This is a genomic window from Janthinobacterium foliorum, assembly GCF_978021625.1.
Map to the genome: position 1 here is coordinate 23580 of NZ_CDXDQE010000002.1, position 18002 is coordinate 41581.

Below are 18002 nucleotides of genomic sequence, written 5' to 3' on the forward strand. Positions count from 1 at the left end.
CCCCGTTTACTTCCAGATAAATATCGATGATCAATACCGCAGCCCTGTTCAGCACTGCCTTTCTGCCCGGCCAGGCCGGCTTCGACACCGGGACCATCACCGGCCTGGCCGAATGGCGGCTCGCTATGCCCATGCTGTTCCAGCTGCTCGTCGGCGCCGGCACGCAGGCCGTCGCCTGGCCCGTCTACGGCGACGGCGAGGACTGCCCCTGCGTGCTGGCCGCGCCGATGGCGCAGGCGCAGGCCAGCTGGCAAGCGTTATCGGCCCTGATGGCGCCGCCCCGCGACGCGGCATCCATCGTCGCGCGCGGCGCCATCGGCGCCCTGCTGGCCGGCGGCCAGTCCTGGCTGGTGCTCGACTGCGTGCAGCTGATTCCGCACGACATCGGCACGCCGGACTACGCCGCCGCCCTCGACGCCCTGCGCGCCGAGGCGCAAGCCTTGCACTCTGCCCTGCTGCGCGGCGAGCGCGCAACGCTGGCGCCTCTGCTGGCCGCCGGCGCCGCATCGCCCGCTACTGGCTACTGGTCCGCCACGGCCAGCGCGCAGCTGGCCGATGTCGAGGAAATCGATACGGACGACCTGCCCTTCCTGCACGGCCTGGAGGTGCAGGCATGGTGCGACGACGCCTTATGCTACGAGGTGCGCAAGCCCGGGCAGCACGCCACGCTGGGCCTCGTCACGCCGTATGGCCGCTGGATCGCGCCCCTGTCGCCGGGACTCGTCTCGCTGGACACCAGCGACGCGCACGATGGCTGGATCACGTTTGCCCAGGCAGACCAGCCCGCTGCGCACGGCGTGATGGACTTGAATGGCAGCGTGGTGCTGGCGCCTGCCCCCGGCGCCCTGTACGTGATCAGCCCCCATCTGGTGCAGCACGTGGCGCCGGACGGCAGCAGCCGCCTGCTGCGCCTGCCCGACGGCGCGCTGCTGATGGACTGCGTGGACAACATCTGCCAACGCGACGACGGCCATATCGACATCGAACGCCAGACGACCGATGACGAACGCAATGTCTGCGGCGTGATCGACGCCACGGGCAAGGTGCTGCTGCCGGCCGTTTACAGCTCCGTGCAGGACTTCGGCACGAAAAAGAAGATCGCCATCGTCAGCCAGCGCATTGACGGCCGCTACCTGTTCGGCATTGCCAACAGCCAGGGCGAGCTGCTGGCGCCATGCCGCTATGAAGCCATCGATTGCGCCACCACCTCGTCGCCGCCCCGGCTGCGCAAGAATCTGATCTTCGCCATTGACGCGCAGGGACTGGCGTGCATGCTGGCGCCTGATGGAAAACAGGCTTTCTCGCCGCGCTACCCGCCCGCCCACCATTTGCGCGGCGTCGCCGTGCAAAGCGATTTTTTATATGTGGTCAAGGATGGCATGGCCTGGACCATGGATTTCACGGGCCGGCTGCTGGAGCAGCTCGACACCGTGGAGAACTTCAAGGCCGCCATCACGGCCCAGCTGAGCGCATCGCTCGGCTTGACGAAGAAGAAAGCGCCGCCGCGCCGCCGCTTTACGCCGCCGCAGCTTCTGGCGCAGGCAGACCGCGGCCAATTGCATGCCATGGCCGCCCTGCTCTTGCTGGGCGACGCGGCATTGGCGCAGCGCTGCGTGGACATCACCTTGGAGGAACTGGCAGAGGACGACCCGCAAGAGGAATACGAAGGCGACACGCCAGCCGCCGCCTGCTTCTTCCTGCTCTGGTCGACGGCCGCCGATGCGCTGGGCCATGGCGCCACGCTAGACTGGAAGTCGGTGGAACAGATCGCCCGCATCGGCCAGCTGATCGACTTGCCCGCGCTGCAGGACTTTGCCTGGACGGAGCAGCAGGATGGCGATGCCATGGCCGAAGGCCTGGCCGCCATCGCCGCCCATCTGGCGCCGCATCAGCTGCGCCTGGTAAACCTGCATGGTGGCGAAGACACGTATTACCTGGGCGTGGTGCGGGCAGAGGATGCCGCGGCGTTCAGCCAGGTGGCGCAGCAGGCGGCCCTGCGGCCCGTGCTGCTTTGAGCCCCCGGCCCGGCGGCGGACCGCAGGCCATGCCACTTCACGAAACGACACGGCAGGGCTGGCCATGCAAGCGGAAAAATTTAGGCTATGTCACCGTCAGATGTGGGAATGCGCCCAATGTTGCTTTCAATAACGTTTCTGGTGAACGGATGCGTCTGGCGTCGAGTATCCAGCGCCATCCCAGGTAGTTTGGCAGGTAGCGCGTCGCCACGCCGTGAAACGCTCTTAACCATTCGCGCAGGCGGCTGTGATACGCATTGACGTTCTGCACGTGCGCGGCACCGCGCACGCGGATGCCTGCGGGCAAGTTGACGGCCTGGTGGCTGATCCCCGCTGTGCGCGCGAAGTCCCGGTAGGCGGCATGGCCGTCCGTCACCAGCAAGACATCCTTGTCGATGACGGGAGACAAGCACTCATGCAGCTGCGCCGTCGTCAGCGCGCCTTGTCCGGTGACGAAAGCCAGGGTTTGCCCCGTGCGGTCGCGCGCCACAAGGATGCAGACTTGCTCACTGGAAATGCCACGCTGGCGGGCATGGCCGCCCCGGCGGCGCGCCGGACGCGTCAGATGCCGCGCGCCCTTTTGCGATTCCAGCACATACAGTTCGTCGGCCTCGGCGATGCCATGCAGACAATGCGGCCGGTCCGTTTTTGCCAGGGCTAAAAAGCGGTGGCGCCAGCGGAACGCGGTGTTGCGGTGCACGCCCAATTGGCTGGCTGCCTGGCGTACCGAGCGGGAATCGAGCAGGCAGTCGGCATAACCGAGCCACAGCGATTTATGCCGCAGGCGAGCCAGTGGCGTGCCGGTGAGCGCATTGAAGGTGCGCCCGCAGGGCACGCAGCGGTAGCGCTGCAGGCCGTGCGCATGGCCATGCCGATGCAGATGGGGCGAGTGGCAGGCGGGACAGGCCAAGCGCGACTGCGCCACGCCCTCCAGCAGCGCGACGGTCGCGTCGTGTGGCGTGTTGCCACGCAGCAGGGCCATGCCCGCCTGCCGCTGGCGCCGGCTCAACTGCGCAAACTGCGCGATAAAGCTGATCCATTCGGCTGGCTGCATGGTCTGCTCCCTGTGTGGCGGGTATGCAGAGTCAGACAGCAGCGCCAAGGAAAGATTCCTGCATTTCCCCTATTTTACGAGGACAGAGCCAAAATTTATCGATGATATCGTTGCAGCCAATGCATCGCTGCTGGCGCTGTATGCGCAGGGGCGCCAGGAACAAACCCGGCTTGGCGCCATGCTCGATGCGCTGGCACTGGCCGAAAACCAGCGCGAACAGCTGCCGGACATGATCAAGCTGGCGATCGAAGACAGCACGTACCCGCTCCTGTGCGGCATCGGGGGCAGCGCGTCGCTCGGTGGCAGCCAGCAGGACTACACGCTGCTCGACGAGGATGGCAGGACGCTGACGGGGGCGCTCGACAGCCTGCTGTACGAACGCCTCAACACCTGAGTGCCCGTCAATTGCAGCGCACTTCCCCGAAATGCTGGGCCAGGCTCATGCCCAGGCCCTGCTCCACGGCGTTTTCCACCTGCGCCGCCAGCGCGGCCGCTTCCTCGGCCGCCTTGATGTCGCGCTCGTTGGTGGAACCGGCAGGATAGCCGGAATTGACGCGCATGCCGCCAAAGACAAAGACGCGGTAGACGTCGGCCAGGGTGATGCGGTTGACGTTGCCCAGCAAGACCCAATGGTCGGAACTGTCGGCCACGCGCTTGCCCCACTGCACCCGCACCGCGCCTTCCACGTTGACCCGCCCCACCCAGCCTTGCAGCACCATCTTGTCGAGCAGGTTTTCCATTTCCTCGAAACCGAGGCGCGTGCTGCGGCGGATCTCGGCCGCGCCCACCAGGGCCGAATCGGCGCAGTGGCAAGCCTGGTGCAGCACTTTCAGAATGGCCACGGCGTCGACGAATTCGCTGCCCGGCGCCGCCTCGTACCACCAGCGCTCGTATTTCACGACGGGCAAGGCGGCCACCAGCAAGGCGCCCACCAGGGTGATCATCCAGCTCAGGTATATCCACACGAGGAACAGCGGCAAGGCCGCCAGCGCGCCGTAAATGCGCGAATACGTGGGGAATTCCTGGATGAATTCACCGAAGCCGCGCTTGGCCACTTCGAATGCCAGCGCGGCCAGCAAGCCGCCCCAGGCCGCGTCGCGCCAGTCCACGTCGCGGTTCGGCACCGTGATGTACAGCAGCGTAAACGCCAGCATGGTCAGGCCGACCGACACCAGGGTATAGAACACGGTGCCCAGAAAAGGCACGGCGCCCACCACGCCGCTGGTGGCAATGAAGACGCGCGAGGTCACCGTCAGCGACACGCCCACCAGCAGCGGCCCCAGGGTGACGATGGCCCAATAGACCAGCAGGCGCTTGGTCCAGCGGCGCTCCTGGCGCACGCGCCAGATGCGGTTGAAGACGCGCTCGATCAAGCCCATCATGCCCACCGACGTGACGATCAGGGCGCCCGCGCCGATGGCCGACAGGCGCGTGGCCTTCGAGGCAAACGTGGTCAGGTAGTCGAGGATGGTGTTCGAAATCCCCTTGGGCATCACGCTTTGCACGAAATAGTCTTCCAGCGCGTGGCGGAAGGTATTGAATAGCGGGAAGGTGGTGAAGATCGCCAGCGCCAGCGTCAGCAGCGGCACCAGCGCGAAGACGGTGGCGAAGGTCAGGCTGCCCGCCACTTGCGGCAGGCTTTCCTCGCGCACGCGGCGGCGCGCAAATTGCAGCAGGTCGCGCGTTTCGGACCAGGTCAGGCCGCGCACGGCATCGAGGACCATGCCCAGGACGCGCCACAAGTATTGGAAGAACGGCAGTATATATTTTGAAAACATGTTCGAAATCAGGACGGCGCCATGACAGCAGTCGTATCAGGCTGTAAAGCGCCCTATAATACCAACGATGAAGCCAACCAATCTGATTATTCTCGTATTGTTTTATTCACGCCATGGCGCCACGCGCCAGCTGGCCGAACTGATTGCCCAGGGGGTGGAAAGCATGCCTGGCTGCGATGCCCGCCTGCGCACCGTGCCCGCCGTTTCCACCGTCGCCGAAGCGACCGCGCCGGAAGTGCCAGAGGACGGCGCGCCCTACGTGGAACTGGACGACTTGCAGGAGTGCGCGGGCCTGGCCCTCGGTTCGCCCACGCGCTTTGGCAACATGGCTGCCGCCATGAAGTACTTCTGGGACGGCACGGCCAGCGACTGGCTGGCCGGCAGCCTGTCCGGCAAGCCCGCCTGCGTGTTTACGTCCACGGGCAGCCTGCACGGCGGCCAGGAATCGACCCTGCTGTCGATGATGATTCCCCTCTTCCACCACGGCATGCTGGTCATGGGCCTGCCCTACACGCATGCTGAACTGATGACGACGTCCACGGGCGGCTCGCCCTACGGCGCCACGCACTGGTCGGGCATAGCCGGCGACAAAGCCATCAGCGAGGATGAAAAGCGCCTGGCCGTCGCCCTGGGCCGTCGCCTGGCGGAGAACGCCCTGAAACTGGCAGGCGCGTGATGCACGGCACCTTGCACAAATACCTGCACTGGGGCGCCATCGCCAGCCTGGCCACCCTGATCCTCTGGTGCGTGCTGTGGGAGATGCTCGTCGCCCCGCTGCATCCGGGCGGCTCCTGGGTCGCCTTGAAGGCCGTGCCGCTGCTCATCCCCCTGTACGGCGTCGTCAAGCGCGATGTCTACACCCTGCAATGGTCGTCGATGGTGATCCTGCTGTACTTCACGGAAGGCGTGGTGCGCGGCTACAGCGACACCAATCCCGTCTCGGCCATGATGGCCTGGGGCGAGGCGGCCATCGTCTGCATATATTTCATCTGCGCCGTGCTGTACCTGCGCCCGTACAAAAAGGCTGCCAAGCGCATGGCCAAAGAGCTTCTGGAAAAAGTGAATAAAGTGAGCATCAAGAAATGACAGACCGCACCGACTTCCTCGCCGCCTGCCGCGACCTGCTGGGCGACACCTACGTCCTCACCCTGGATGCCGACATGACGCCCTTCGTCACCGACTGGCGCGACCGGTTCACGGGCAAGGCCCTGGCCGTGCTGCGTCCCGCCACGGTGGAGGAAGTGGCGGGCGTGCTGCGCGCCTGCGCGCAATGGCGCATTCCCGTCGTGCCGCAAGGCGGCAATACTGGCCTGGTATTGGGCAGCATTCCCGACGCCGCAGGCACGGCCATTGTGCTGTCGCTGGCGCGGCTGAACAGCATCCGCGCGCTCGATCCCGTCAACCGCACCATCACGGTGGACGCTGGCTGCATCCTGCAAACCATCCAGGAAGCGGCCAGCGCCGCCGGCTGCCTGTTCCCCCTGTCGCTGGCGGCTGAAGGCAGTTGCACCATCGGCGGCAATCTGGCCACCAACGCGGGCGGCACGGCCGTGCTGCGCTACGGGAATACGCGCGAACTGTGCCTGGGCCTGGAAGTGGTCACGCCGCAGGGCGAGGTCTGGAGCGGCTTGCGCGGCCTGCGCAAGGATAATACGGGCTACGATTTGCGCGACCTGTACATCGGCGCCGAGGGTACCCTGGGCGTCATCACCGGCGCCGTCATGAAACTGTATCCGCAGCCGAAAGCCTGCATCACGGCGCTGGCCGCCATGCCCTCTCCCGCCCACGCGCTGCGCCTGCTCTCGCTGATGCAGGACCATTGCGGCGCCAGCCTGACGGGCTTTGAATTGATGTCGCAGTACTGCCTGCAGCTGGTGGCGGAACAATTCCCGCAGCTGCCGCGGCCTTTCGCCGAAGCGCACGGGCAGTATGTGCTGCTGGAACTGTCCAGCAGCCAGTCCGAAGCGCATGCCGTGGAATTGCTGGAAGCGAGCATCGGCGCGGCGCTGGAAGACACATTGATCGACGACGCCGTCGTCGCCAGTTCGGTGGCGCAGTCGGAAGGCCTGTGGCAGCTGCGCGAGCACATCCCGCTGGCGCAGGCGCAGGCGGGCAAGAACATCAAGCACGATATCTCGCTGCCGATTTCCCGCATCGCCGATTTCATCGCCATCACGGATGCCGCTTTGGCAACAGCCTTCCCCGGCTGCCAGCTCGTATGCTTCGGCCACCTGGGCGACGGCAACCTGCACTACAACGTGGCGCCGCCAGCCGGCATGACGGACGGCGACTTCCTCGCCAACCAGGACGCCATCAACCGCATCGTGCACGACCAGGTCCACGCCTTCGGCGGTTCCATCTCGGCCGAACACGGCATCGGCGCCCTGAAGAAGGCCGACCTGGCGCACTACAAGTCGCCGCTGGAACTGCAGCTGATGCGCGCCGTCAAACAGGCGCTGGACCCGCAAAACATCATGAATCCCGGGAAAATTCTGTGAGAACGCCATTCTTCCTGTTCGCCCTCTGCGCGGGCCTGGCCGGCCATGCCGGCGCGCAGGACGTCTACAAATGCGTGAAGGATGGCCAGACCAGCTACAGCGCCACGCCATGCACGGGCGGGCAGCTGCAGATCCTCGAAGTGCCATCGCCGCCGGCCGTCGACAAGGGCGCGGCCACGCGGCAGGAACGGGTGGCCAGCCAGCTGGAAGCGGCGCGCAAGAAGCAGGAGCAGCTGGAAGACCAGGCGCGCGAACGGGGCGCCAGACAGCGCGAGGCGCACGAGAAGCATTGCGCCCAGCTGCGCCTGGAGCAGAAATGGGCGGCGCAGGACGCCGTCGGTGCCGGTGATAAAAACCGCGACGCGGCCCAGCTCAAGGTGCGGCGCGCCGGCGAACGCCTGGCCATCGAATGCCTGCATTGAGTGCGCCGGCGGCAAATCCGGCGGGCGCGCGCCTGCTGTCGCGCTGGCTGCTGCTGGGCGAGTGGCGCGCGCATCCCGTGCGCGCCTTGGTCGCCATCCTCGCCATCGCCATCGGCGTGGCGCTGGGCTTTGCCATCCACCTGATCAACGCGGCTGCCTTCAATGAATTTTCCACGGCCGTGAAAAGCCTGTCCGGCCAGGCCGACGTGCAGGTGGCCGGGCGCGAAGCGCTGTTCGATGAAAGCATCTATCCATGGCTGGCACAGCGCGATGGCGTGGCCGTCGCCTCGCCCGTGCTGGAACTGCAGGCCGGCGTGGCCGGCAGCACTGGCCCGGACGGCGGCCCCCTGCACATCCTGGCGCTCGACGTCTTCCGCGCCGGCTTCATTTCCCCCGACCTGATCGGCGCGCCCGCCGAAGGCCGGACCTTCGACACCCTGGCCGACGACGCCATCTTTCTGTCGCCGGCCGCCCTGCGCTGGCTCAAGCTGGGCGAAGGCGACCGTATCGCGCTGCAATCGGGCACCGGCACGGTCAGCCTGCGCGTGGCCGGGTCGCTGCAGCGCGCGCGCGCCGGCCAGCGCATCGCCGTCATGGATATCGGCGCGGCGCAGTGGCGCTTCAACAAGCTGGGCAAGCTGTCGCGCATCGATTTGAAGCTGCGCCAGGGCGTCAACCGCGATGCCTTCCAGGCCGATCTGGCGGGCGCGCTGGAAGCGCAATATCCGGGACGTTTCCGCGTGGGCCAGCCGAATGATGAAAACCAGAATAGCCGCAACAATAACCTGAGCCGCGCCTACCGCGTCAACCTGACGGTGCTGGCCCTCGTCGCCCTGTTTACGGGGGCGTTCCTGGTGTTTTCCACGCAGGCGCTGTCCGTCATCCGCCGCCGCGGCCAGTTCGCGCTGCTGCGCGTGCTGGGCATGGAGCGGGGGCAGCTGCTGCGCCAGGTGCTGCTGGAAGGCGCCAGCCTGGGCGTGCTTGGCGCCGCGCTGGGCATCGCCGGCGGCTACGCCTTGGCGGCCGTCGCCCTGCGCTTCTTTGGCGGCGACCTGGGCGCCGGCTATTTCGCGGGCGTGCAGCCGCAGGTGCAATTCACGCCCGTTGCCGCCTTGGTCTACTTTGCCCTGGGCCTGGGCGTGGCCTTGCTGGGCTGCGCCACGCCCGCGCTGGAAGCGGCGCGCGCGGCCCCCGCCATCGCCCTGAAATCGGGCAGCGAGGAAGTCGTGACGACGCGCCTGGCCAAGACCTGGCCGGCGCTGGCCTGCCTGCTGCTGGCCGGTGCCCTGAGTTTCCTGCCGCCCGTCTTCGAGCTGCCCCTGTTCGGCTACCTGTCCATCGCCCTGCTGCTGATCGGCGCCATCGCCCTGATGCCGCAGCTGGCCGCCGTCGTCTTCCGCCTGCTGCAGCGCGCCTGGATGCGCACGGAGAGCAGCCTGCATGCGCCCGTGCGCAGCCTGACCCTGGCGCGCCTGGCAAACGCCTCGGGCCAGGCCGGCATCGCCCTCGGCGGCGTGCTGTCTAGTTTCAGCCTGATGGTGGCGATGGCCATCATGGTGTCGAGCTTCCGCGTCTCCGTCGACGACTGGCTGCTGCAGATTCTGCCGGCCGACCTGTATGCGCGCACGGTTTCCGGCGCGGGCACCGGCGGCCTGAACCCGCGCGAACAGGACGCCATCGTCGCCTTGCCAGGCGCGGCCCGGGTGGATTTCCAGCGCGTGCGCAGCCTGTCGCTGTCGCCGGACCGCCCGAACGTGGTCTTGCTGGCGCGTCCCATCCTGCTGGCCGATCCGGGCAAGAGCATGGTGCTGGTGGGCGAATCGCTGCCCGTGCCGGCAGGCAGCCGGCCCGTGTGGCTGTCCGAAGCGGCGGCCGACCTGTACAACCGCAAGCCGGGCCAGCGCATCGAGCTGCCGCTGGCGGGCGGCCTGCACCAGTTTTTCATCGCCGGCATCTGGCGCGACTATGCGCGTTCGTCCGGCTCCATCCAGATGCCGCTCGATGATTACCGCGCCCTGACGGGCGACCTCGATGTCAGCGACGCGGCCCTGTGGCTGGCCAAGGATGTCACGGGCGACGAGTTGCAGCAGCGCCTGAAGGCCCTGCCGTTCGGCGCCAGCCTGGAAGTGTCGAACCCTTCGGCCATCCGCGCCCTGAGCCTGCGGATTTTCGACCGCAGCTTCGCCGTCACGTATTTATTGGAAGCCATCGCCATCGTCATCGGCCTGTTCGGCGTGGCCGCCACGTTCTCGGCGCAGACCCTGGCGCGCGCGCGCGAATTCGGCATGCTGCGCCACGTGGGCGTAAGCCGCGGGCAGATCCTCGCCATCCTGGCCCTGGAAGGCGGCGCGCTGACGGCGCTGGGCATCGCCACCGGTTTCATCCTGGGTTTGCTGATCAGCTTTGTGCTGGTCTTCATCGTCAATCCCCAGTCGTTCCACTGGACCATGCAGCTGCACCTGCCCTGGCCCCTGATCGCCACCGTGGCAGGCGCCCTGCTGACGGCAGCGGCCCTCACGGCCCTCGTCGCGGGCCGCCAGGCGCTGTCCGCTGGCCCCATCCGCGCCGTCAGGGAGGACTGGTAATGCGCCGCTTGACTCTTTTGCTCATGTTCTGCAGTGCCACCACCTTGGCCGCGCCGCCCGCGTTCGCCCCCGTCACGCCCCTGCCGCCCGGCCAGACCCTGCGCCTGCCGCACGACTTCGGCGCCCATCCCGCATATAAAACGGAATGGTGGTATGCCACGGGCTGGGTCAAGACCAGCGGCGGCGAACAACTGGGCTACCAGGTGACCTTCTTCCGCAGCGCCACGGCCACCGATGCGGACAATCCCAGCGCTTTCGCGCCGAAACAGCTGATCATCGGCCACGCGGCCCTGTCCGACCCGAAAGTGGGCAAGCTGCTGCACGACGAAAAAAGCGCCCGCGAAGGTTTTGGCCTGGCCCATGCCAAGGTGGGTGACACGGACGTGAAGCTGGACGGCTGGCGCATGCGGCGCCAGGCCGACGGCACTTATCAGGTCAGCCTGGCCGCGCGCGACTTTACCTTGCAGCTGACCCTCGCGCCCACCCAGCCCGTGCTGCTGCAGGGCCAAGGCGGCTATTCGCGCAAGGGCGCGCGGCCCGCGCAATCGAGCTATTACTACAGCGAACCGCAACTGGCTACCCGTGGCACCATCGCGCGCGCGGGCGGCAAGCCGGAAGCCGTGACGGGCACCACCTGGCTCGATCACGAGTGGTCCAGCCAGGTACTCGATGCGGACGCCAGCGGCTGGAACTGGATCGGCGCCAACCTCGCTGACGGCGGCGCCCTGATGGCCTTCCAGATCCGCAGCAAGACAGGTGCTAAACTATGGGCGCACGCGACATGGCGCGACGCGTCCGGTAAGATGACGCAGTTCGCGCCCGAGGACGTCGATTTCACGCCCACGCAGCTGTGGCGCTCGCCCCGCACGCAGGCCGAATACCCGGTCGCCACGGAGATCCGCACGGGCGCGACACGCTGGCAGGTCAAGCCGCTGCAAGCCGACCAGGAACTCGATTCGCGCAGATCCACCGGCGCCGTGTACTGGGAAGGCGCCGTGACGGTGGAGCGCGATGGCCAGCCGGCGGGCCGCGCCTACCTGGAAATGACGGGCTATGTGCAGCCGATGAAGTTGTAAGCAATGCATAAAATGCCGGGGGCAGACCCCGGACAAGCAAAAAGTAAATCAAAGCGAAAAACAATGACAACCAGTACAGAAACAGGCAGCACGAGTACAGCAACCGCCGCAAGCACCGCACCAGCTCTCGACACCGGCACCAGCCGCGAATTGAAAAAAGGCAGCCTGGCGGCCTTCAAGGGCCTGATGCCCTTCCTGACGCCGTACCGCAAGCAGTTCTTCCTGGCCGGTATCGCACTGGTGGTGGCGGCCGCCTCCACCCTGGCCATTCCCGCCGCCTTCAAGCAGATGATCGACCTGGGTTTCGGCGGCGCGGCCGGTTCAAAGAGCATCCAGCACGTGGATCTGGTGTTCCTCGCCCTGTTCGGCGTGGCCTCCATCCTGGCGCTGGCGACGGCGGCGCGCTTTTACACGGTGTCGTGGCTGGGCGAGCGCGTCACGGCCGACATCCGCAGCGCCGTGTACCGCCATGTCGTCACGCAAAGCCCGGAATTCTTTGAAACCACGCAGACGGGCGAAGTCCTGTCGCGCATCACCACCGACACGACCTTGATCCAGGCCGTCGTCGGCACCAGCATCTCCATGGCGCTGCGCAACGTGCTGCTGTTCCTGGGCGGCCTGGTGATGCTGTTCGTCACCAGCGCCAAGCTGGCCGGCATCATCATCGGCCTGCTCATCCTCGTTGTCGTGCCCATCATCGTGTTTGGCCGCAAGGTGCGCAAGCTGTCGCGCGACTCGCAAGACCGCATCGCCGACGCCTCGGCCATGGCCGGCGAAATCCTCAACGCCATGCCCACCGTGCAGGCGTTCACGCACGAGAAAATCGAATCGAAACGCTTCGGCGATTCCGTCGAAGGCGCCTTCATGACGGCCATGCGCCGCATCCGCGCGCGCGCCCTGCTGACCATGATCGCGATCTTGCTGGTCTTCGGCACCATCGTTTTCGTGCTGTGGCTGGGCGCGCGCGCCGTGCTGGAAGGCTCGATGACGGGCGGCGACCTGGGCCAGTTCATCCTCTACGCCTCCATCGTGGCCGGCGCCATCGGCGCCCTGTCCGAAGTCATGGGCGAAGCGCAGCGCGCCGCCGGCGCCACCGAGCGCCTGCTGGAACTGATGGCCGTCAAGTCCGAAATCGAATCGCCGGCCACGCCGCTGGCGCTGCCCGCGCGCGCCGCGAATGGCGCCGCCCTGTCCCTGAACGACGTGGTGTTCTCGTACCCGTCGCGCCCGGATACCTACGCGCTCGATCACGTCAGCCTGGATATCCGCGCCGGTGAAACGGTGGCCGTCGTGGGGCCGTCCGGCGCCGGCAAGACCACTCTGTTCCAGCTGTTCCTGCGCTTCTACGACCCGCAAAGCGGCAGCATCCGCCTCGACGGCGTGGACATCAAGCAGCTCGACCTGCATACCCTGCGCGACGCCATCGGCATCGTGCCGCAGGATACCGTGATCTTCTCGGCCGACGCCATGGAAAATATCCGCTACGGCCGCGCCGGCGCCAGCGACGGGGAAGTCATCGCAGCGGCAAAGATGGCGGCTGCCCACGAATTCATCGAGCGCCTGCCGAATGGCTACAAATCCTTCCTCGGCGAACGGGGCGTGCGCCTCTCCGGCGGCCAGCGCCAGCGCATCGCCATCGCCCGCGCCCTGCTGAAAAATCCGCCGCTGCTGCTGCTCGATGAAGCGACCAGCGCGCTGGACGCGGAATCGGAACGCCTGGTGCAAAAGGCCCTGGAAGCGGCCATGGTGGGCCGCACCACCGTCATCATCGCGCACCGCCTGGCGACAGTGCAGCGGGCCGACCGCATCATCGTCATGGAAGACGGCAAGATCGTCGAGACGGGCACGCACGCCTCGCTGGTGGCGCTCGGCGGCATCTACGCCAACCTGGCGGCCCTGCAATTCCACCACGTTTGAGGACATCCGATCAAACGTCGACACTACCAAGACCAAAGAAAAATGAACGCACTTTTCCACGCCAACCTGGGCATCACCGATTTCTGGACTTTTTTACTCGGGACGATCTTCATCGTCATCCTGCCCGGCCCCAATTCCATGTACGTGCTGTCGGTGGCGGCGCAACGGGGCGTGCGGCCCGCCTACCAGGGCGCCTTCGGCATCTTCGCCGGAGATCTGATCCTCATGGTGCTGTCGGCCTGCGGCGTCGCCTCGCTGCTGAAAGCCAGCCCGGCCCTGTTCTACGTGGTGAAATACATCGGCGCGGCCTACCTGGGCTGGATCGGCCTGCAGATGCTGCTCCAATGCTGGCGCAAGCTGCGCGCGCCCAGCCCTGCCGAAGGCGAAGCGCCAGCCATGCCGGCGGCCGTCAAGGAAAGCGAGCCATTCCGCAAGGCCCTGATCATCAGCCTGATGAATCCGAAAGCCATTCTGTTTTTTATTTCCTTCTTCATCCAGTTCGTCGACCCCGCGTTCCCGACCCCCGTGCTGTCCTTCATCGGCCTGGGTATGATTTGCCAGGTCATCAGCTTCAGCTACCTGACGGCCATCATTTTTGTGGGCGCCCGCCTGGCCGAGACCTTCCGCCGCCGTCGCCGCCTGTCGGCAGGCATGGGCGGCGGCGTGGGCGCCATGTTCATCGCCTTTGGCGCAAAACTGGCCACCGCCACCCTGTAAGGAAGAACCGCCTTGACTGACCTCGAACTGCGCCAGCGCTGCCACGCCGTCCTGCCGGGCCACCGCCAGCCCACCCCGGCCGCCACCTTCGCCGCCATGGCCGCCTGGTGCGAGGCCAATGCTATCGCGCACGACACGTATGGCGAGGGCGCGCTGATCGAACAATTCGAGAACAAGGTCGCCAGCCTGCTGGGCTTTGAAGCGGCCGTGTTCTGCATCACCGGCACCATGACGCAGGTGACGGCCCTGCGCCTGGCCTGCCAGGACCGCGGCTCGCCGCTGGTGGCGCTGCATCCCACCTCGCACATCCTGCGCCACGAACGGGGCAACCACGAATTGCTCGACCACTTCAAGGGCTTGATGCTGGGCGACCCGCACCGCCCGTGGACGGTGGACGACCTGCGCGCCGTGCCCGATGCGCTGGGGGCCGTGCAGCTGGAACTGCCGATGCGCGAAATCGGCGGCCAGTGTCCGTCGTGGGATGACTTGAACGCGATCAAGCGCCACTGCCGCGACAGCAATATCCACCTGCACATGGATGGCGCGCGGCTGTGGGAAGCGCAAGCGGGTTTCGACCAGCCCCTGCCCGCCATCTGCGGCGGTTTTGACTCCGTCTACGTGTCGCTGTACAAGGGCATCGGCGGCCTCGGTGGCGCCATGCTGGCCGGCAGCCGGCCGTTTGTCGAACGGGCGCGCGAATGGTTCCGCCGCCAGGGCGGCAATATCGTCCACCGCACGCCCTACGTGGTGGCCGCCGCCATGCAGTTCGATGCGCGCATCGCCGCCATGCCCCGCTATTTCGCGCGCACGCAATGGCTGTACGCGCTGCTGCGCGACTTCCCGGCGATTGCCGTCAATCCCGCCAGCCCTCAGGCCAACATGCTGCACCTGCACCTGCCCGTCTCGCGCGAGCGGGCCATCGCCATCCGCAACCAGGTGGCCGCCGAGCACGGCATCTGGCTGTTCGGCCGCGCCAGCCACGCCGCCCTGCCCGGGCGCAGCGTGGTGGAATGGTATGTGGGGGATCATCTGCTGGACTTGCCGGACGACAGCGTGCGCCTGGCCCTGACCCTGCTGGACCAGGCCATGCGCGCCTAGCCTCCGCCTTCCGCTCAGGCGGGCATCAGCACAGCAACGCCTTCAGTTGCGTCAGCGAGCCCGGATAGCGGCTCAGGTCCACCGGCCCGGCGACGCCCTGCACGCTGCCCGTATCCGCATATTGCCACAGCGTGTAGCTGGTGGCGCCGGGCGGCAGCGCGGGACTCGGCCCGGCAGTGTAGTGGGCGATCCATAAAGGATGGGCGAGGAAAGGCAGGTAGGAACCCACATAACTGCTCCAGAAACTGGCCGTCGTGTAGATGCCGGGCATGCAGCCGAGCCGCTCGCCCACCTGCTGCAGCCATTGGGCGACGGCTGCCGCGTAGGCAGGCTGTGCCAGCCCCGGCTGCTCCACATCGAGCATGGGCGGCAAGTCGCCCCGGACACTGCCCACCGTATTGCAAAAGTTGGCGACCTGGTCCGCCACCGGCGTCGCGGGCGAGAAGAAATGATAGGCGCCGCACGGCAGCCCTTGCGCCCTGGCGCCCGCGCGGTTGCTGGCATACTGCCTGTCGACCCAGCTGCCGCCCTCGGTGGCTTTCAGGTAGACGAATGCCGGCACCGCCGCGCCGGTGGCGATACTGCCCCATCCGATGGGTCCGTTATTGTCCGAAACATCCATGCCTTGTAGATAATCTGCCATGCTGCGCTCCTGCTAACGGGAATGGGGGAAGGCCGGAAATGGCTGGCGTGTCCGCATGCCATAGGTAAATTTGATCAGATAGTTGACGCCGCTGCTCTTCGCGCTGTGCTCCGGCCCGGCCGGCCCCGCGCTGACGCCGGAAGCGGCCTGCGCGGCAGCATCGGCAGCGTGGCCGCGCAGCAAGCTGCCCCGGTAATCGGGTACGCAGAATTGCGCGTCCGCCCCGCCATACAGATAGCCGAGCACGACGAACAGCTCGGGATAGCTGGCGGCGTCCAGCATGCGGCCGTCACACGGCATCCAGCCGCTGGCTTCGATCTGCCCGCCGGCGACATCCCCGGCAAAGGCCACCACGGCGCCGACAGGCGTGTCGCCGAAGCCGGGCTGGGCGAGGAACGGCGGCAGTGCGGGAAACGTGGCGCTCATGGCTGCGGCTCGCCATTGCGGCCGGCACCGCCTGGCGGCTGCGGTCTCGCACCTGCCGGTGCCGTCGGCGATGCCGCATCGTCGCCGTGAGCAACGCTGTGGTCAGCGTCGTGGTCAATATCGCTGCGCATGGCATGTCCTTCTCGGTTTTTCCTGTGTATCAGGATGTGCATCCGGTTTGATTATAATAATGAATCAACATTCTTGAAAAGCAAGTTTCGTTCTGCACAGCACAAAAAAAGGCGCCCGAAGGCGCCTTTTTGACATGCCGGCGGCCGGATCGGCCACCATCATTCGCTTAGAACTTGTAGTTGTAAGCAATACCGATCAGCTGCATGCGGGTCTTGAACAGGCCCTTGGTGGTTTCACCGTTGCCGGTGCAGCCCGACGTCACTGGCGAGCAGTTATTCGTGTAGTTGACGTCAGCATCCTTGAAGTCGATATAGCTGTATGCCAGGTCGATCGAGGAATTGGCATTCAGCTTCCAGTTGGCGCCGATCGAATACTGCATGCGGTCGCTGTCCGGCAAGGCTGGATGGCGCAGTTCCGCGCTGCGCACTGGCGCCTGGTCGTGGGCGATACCGGCACGCAGCAGCAGATTTTCGCTGTACTTGTAGTTGGTGCCCAGCGACACGCGGTAAGTGTCTTTCCAGTTCTGGCGGATGCGCTCGGCGCCTTCGGCCGTCGGCGGGAACTGGATATCCAGGTTTTCCAGGCGCGAGGTGCGGGTCCAGGTGACGTCGCCCATCAAGGCCCAACGGTCATCCATCTGATGGAAGGCGTTGACCGACAGGGTTTCCGGCGTGCGCACTTCCACCAGCGCCTTGGAGTTGACCTTGCCCGATGCGGCGGAAATGAAGCCATTCACGGCGGCGTTGTTCGACACCTGCGAGAAGTCCCAGATCGTGTCGCCTTTCAGCTTGTGCGAAATCGACGAGCGATAGGCGATACCGAAACGCGTGCCTTCATTCAGCTGATATAGGTAGCCCAGGTTGAAGCCGAAGCCCCAGTCATCGCCATCCATCGAGGCATGGCCATCTTTCGCTGTACCCAGTGCGGTCCTGGCGGCATTGAATGCATCCATGCCCTGGGTCTTGAGAATATTCGTCAGGAAGGCGGTCGACGCGGCTGGCGCATGCTGGCCCAGGAAGGCGACCGTGCCCGGCACGTCGACGGCCTGGCCCAGTTCCGCCTTCATGTATTCGGCAGTGATGCCGAAACCGAACGAGTGGTGCTGGTCCAGTTTGAACGAAACGGAAGGATTCAGGGCGATGGCTTCGAGCTTGATGTTGGTGATCGCATAGCGGCCGCTCCATTCATTGCCGTAATCGAGCTTGGCGCCGTATGGCACGAACAGGCCCATGCCGACGGTCCATTGCTCATTGAGCTTCTTGCTCGCATACACGGCTGGCGCGACGACGGCGTCCGGCGCATAGTCCTTGGTCGTGCCGCCCGGATTGCGGCCCGTGAAGGTCTTCGAGCCCGTGTCCTGGTAGGTCGAATGCGGTACGACGATGGTGCCGCCGCCGACGAACTGCGTGCCTTCCAGGCGCGACATGCCGGCCGGGTTGTAGAAAATGGTCGAGGCATCGGCCGCTTCGGCGCTGTTCGCGTCGGCCGTACCCTGGCCGGACACGGATTGCGAACCGAAACGGTAACCGGATGCTTGTGCGGTGGAAGAAATGCCGGCGAAGGCGGCGATGATCAGGAGGGGCAGATATTTATGTTTCAAGTTCGTCTCTCTTAATATTATATGGTTTGTACTTCGGCATA

The 18002-nt window shown here is 66.0% G+C and carries 17 protein-coding genes; 11 read left to right on the forward strand and 6 right to left on the reverse strand.

The window, feature by feature from the left end:
* Positions 1–26 precede the first annotated feature (26 nt).
* Entirely contained in the window at positions 27–2015 is a 1989-nt protein-coding gene (locus ACZ92H_RS04595; RefSeq protein WP_465048479.1) for a DUF6630 family protein, read from the forward strand.
* Between the two features lie 85 nt (positions 2016–2100).
* Here ACZ92H_RS04595 and ACZ92H_RS04600 read toward each other — a convergent pair whose 3' ends face one another.
* The gene (locus tag ACZ92H_RS04600; RefSeq protein WP_465048480.1) at positions 2101–3069 is read right to left on the reverse strand and encodes an IS1595 family transposase; all 969 of its coding nucleotides are present in this window, start codon (positions 3067–3069) and stop codon (positions 2101–2103) included.
* Between ACZ92H_RS04600 and ACZ92H_RS04605 the strand changes: the two genes are divergently transcribed.
* Entirely contained in the window at positions 3068–3463 is a 396-nt protein-coding gene (locus ACZ92H_RS04605; RefSeq protein WP_465052350.1) for a hypothetical protein, read from the forward strand. The two genes, ACZ92H_RS04600 and ACZ92H_RS04605, sit on opposite strands and share 2 nt — an antisense overlap.
* A gap of 7 nt (positions 3464–3470) precedes the next feature.
* Here ACZ92H_RS04605 and ACZ92H_RS04610 read toward each other — a convergent pair whose 3' ends face one another.
* On the reverse strand, positions 3471–4847 hold the full coding sequence (locus tag ACZ92H_RS04610; protein WP_465048482.1) for a YihY family inner membrane protein: 1377 nt from the start codon (positions 4845–4847) through the stop codon (positions 3471–3473).
* Between the two features lie 67 nt (positions 4848–4914).
* Between ACZ92H_RS04610 and wrbA the strand changes: the two genes are divergently transcribed.
* The 9 genes from wrbA to ACZ92H_RS04655 all read left to right on the forward strand — a co-directional run bounded on the left by wrbA (position 4915) and on the right by ACZ92H_RS04655 (position 15160).
* On the forward strand, positions 4915–5523 hold the full coding sequence (wrbA, locus tag ACZ92H_RS04615; RefSeq protein WP_465048483.1) for an NAD(P)H:quinone oxidoreductase: 609 nt from the start codon (positions 4915–4917) through the stop codon (positions 5521–5523).
* On the forward strand, positions 5523–5933 hold the full coding sequence (locus tag ACZ92H_RS04620) for a DUF2069 domain-containing protein (RefSeq protein ID WP_465048484.1): 411 nt from the start codon (positions 5523–5525) through the stop codon (positions 5931–5933). The genes wrbA and ACZ92H_RS04620 overlap by 1 nt, the downstream gene beginning before the upstream one ends.
* Positions 5930–7345: an FAD-binding oxidoreductase gene (locus ACZ92H_RS04625; RefSeq protein WP_465048485.1), complete on the forward strand. Its 1416-nt coding sequence runs from the start codon at positions 5930–5932 to the stop codon at positions 7343–7345. The genes ACZ92H_RS04620 and ACZ92H_RS04625 overlap by 4 nt, the downstream gene beginning before the upstream one ends.
* Positions 7342–7767, forward strand: coding sequence for a DUF4124 domain-containing protein (locus ACZ92H_RS04630; RefSeq protein ID WP_465048486.1), 426 nt, complete (start codon positions 7342–7344; stop codon positions 7765–7767). The genes ACZ92H_RS04625 and ACZ92H_RS04630 overlap by 4 nt, the downstream gene beginning before the upstream one ends.
* A complete protein-coding gene (locus ACZ92H_RS04635) occupies positions 7755–10352 on the forward strand; it encodes an FtsX-like permease family protein (protein ID WP_465048487.1) in 2598 nt (865 codons plus the stop codon). The genes ACZ92H_RS04630 and ACZ92H_RS04635 overlap by 13 nt, the downstream gene beginning before the upstream one ends.
* A complete protein-coding gene (locus ACZ92H_RS04640; protein ID WP_465048488.1) occupies positions 10352–11428 on the forward strand; it encodes a lipocalin-like domain-containing protein in 1077 nt (358 codons plus the stop codon). Before ACZ92H_RS04635 ends, ACZ92H_RS04640 begins: the two co-directional genes overlap by 1 nt.
* A 63-nt stretch (positions 11429–11491) precedes the next feature.
* Positions 11492–13345 (forward strand): ABC transporter transmembrane domain-containing protein, encoded by a 1854-nt coding sequence (locus tag ACZ92H_RS04645; protein WP_465048489.1) that lies wholly within the window; start codon positions 11492–11494, stop codon positions 13343–13345.
* A 42-nt stretch (positions 13346–13387) separates the two neighbouring features.
* Complete coding sequence (leuE, locus tag ACZ92H_RS04650; protein WP_131375369.1) at positions 13388–14062, forward strand: leucine efflux protein LeuE; 675 nt, start codon at positions 13388–13390, stop codon at positions 14060–14062.
* Positions 14063–14074: 12 nt separating this feature from the next.
* Positions 14075–15160, forward strand: a complete 1086-nt coding sequence (locus ACZ92H_RS04655; RefSeq protein WP_465048490.1) for a threonine aldolase family protein — start codon at positions 14075–14077, stop codon at positions 15158–15160.
* Between the two features lie 25 nt (positions 15161–15185).
* Here the strand turns inward: ACZ92H_RS04655 and ACZ92H_RS04660 are convergent, their stop codons facing one another.
* The 4 genes from ACZ92H_RS04660 to ACZ92H_RS04675 all read right to left on the reverse strand — a co-directional run bounded on the left by ACZ92H_RS04660 (position 15186) and on the right by ACZ92H_RS04675 (position 17961).
* Complete coding sequence (locus tag ACZ92H_RS04660) at positions 15186–15803, reverse strand: glycoside hydrolase family 25 protein (protein WP_465048491.1); 618 nt, start codon at positions 15801–15803, stop codon at positions 15186–15188.
* Between the two features lie 12 nt (positions 15804–15815).
* Positions 15816–16229, reverse strand: coding sequence for a phage tail protein (locus ACZ92H_RS04665; protein ID WP_465048492.1), 414 nt, complete (start codon positions 16227–16229; stop codon positions 15816–15818).
* Positions 16226–16360, reverse strand: coding sequence for a hypothetical protein (locus ACZ92H_RS04670; protein WP_465048493.1), 135 nt, complete (start codon positions 16358–16360; stop codon positions 16226–16228). The genes ACZ92H_RS04665 and ACZ92H_RS04670 overlap by 4 nt, the downstream gene beginning before the upstream one ends.
* A 167-nt stretch (positions 16361–16527) precedes the next feature.
* Entirely contained in the window at positions 16528–17961 is a 1434-nt protein-coding gene (locus ACZ92H_RS04675; protein WP_131375361.1) for an OmpP1/FadL family transporter, read from the reverse strand.
* Between the last annotated feature and the right edge of the window lie 41 nt (positions 17962–18002).

Excerpts from the sequence above, each read along its gene's own strand:
- ACZ92H_RS04645 (WP_465048489.1), top strand. The coding sequence starts at position 11,492 with ATGACAACCAGTACAGAAACAGGCAGCACGAGTACAGCAACCGCCGCA.
- wrbA (WP_465048483.1), top strand. The coding sequence starts at position 4,915 with ATGAAGCCAACCAATCTGATTATTCTCGTATTGTTTTATTCACGCCAT.
- ACZ92H_RS04670 (WP_465048493.1), bottom strand. The coding sequence starts at position 16,360 with ATGCGCAGCGATATTGACCACGACGCTGACCACAGCGTTGCTCACGGC.
- leuE (WP_131375369.1), top strand. The coding sequence starts at position 13,388 with ATGAACGCACTTTTCCACGCCAACCTGGGCATCACCGATTTCTGGACT.
- ACZ92H_RS04625 (WP_465048485.1), top strand. The coding sequence starts at position 5,930 with ATGACAGACCGCACCGACTTCCTCGCCGCCTGCCGCGACCTGCTGGGC.
- ACZ92H_RS04665 (WP_465048492.1), bottom strand. The coding sequence starts at position 16,229 with ATGAGCGCCACGTTTCCCGCACTGCCGCCGTTCCTCGCCCAGCCCGGC.
- ACZ92H_RS04600 (WP_465048480.1), bottom strand. The coding sequence starts at position 3,069 with ATGCAGCCAGCCGAATGGATCAGCTTTATCGCGCAGTTTGCGCAGTTG.
- ACZ92H_RS04635 (WP_465048487.1), top strand. The coding sequence starts at position 7,755 with ATGCCTGCATTGAGTGCGCCGGCGGCAAATCCGGCGGGCGCGCGCCTG.
- ACZ92H_RS04605 (WP_465052350.1), top strand. The coding sequence starts at position 3,068 with ATGGTCTGCTCCCTGTGTGGCGGGTATGCAGAGTCAGACAGCAGCGCC.
- ACZ92H_RS04610 (WP_465048482.1), bottom strand. The coding sequence starts at position 4,847 with ATGTTTTCAAAATATATACTGCCGTTCTTCCAATACTTGTGGCGCGTC.
- ACZ92H_RS04660 (WP_465048491.1), bottom strand. The coding sequence starts at position 15,803 with ATGGCAGATTATCTACAAGGCATGGATGTTTCGGACAATAACGGACCC.
- ACZ92H_RS04620 (WP_465048484.1), top strand. The coding sequence starts at position 5,523 with ATGCACGGCACCTTGCACAAATACCTGCACTGGGGCGCCATCGCCAGC.
- ACZ92H_RS04595 (WP_465048479.1), top strand. The coding sequence starts at position 27 with ATGATCAATACCGCAGCCCTGTTCAGCACTGCCTTTCTGCCCGGCCAG.
- ACZ92H_RS04640 (WP_465048488.1), top strand. The coding sequence starts at position 10,352 with ATGCGCCGCTTGACTCTTTTGCTCATGTTCTGCAGTGCCACCACCTTG.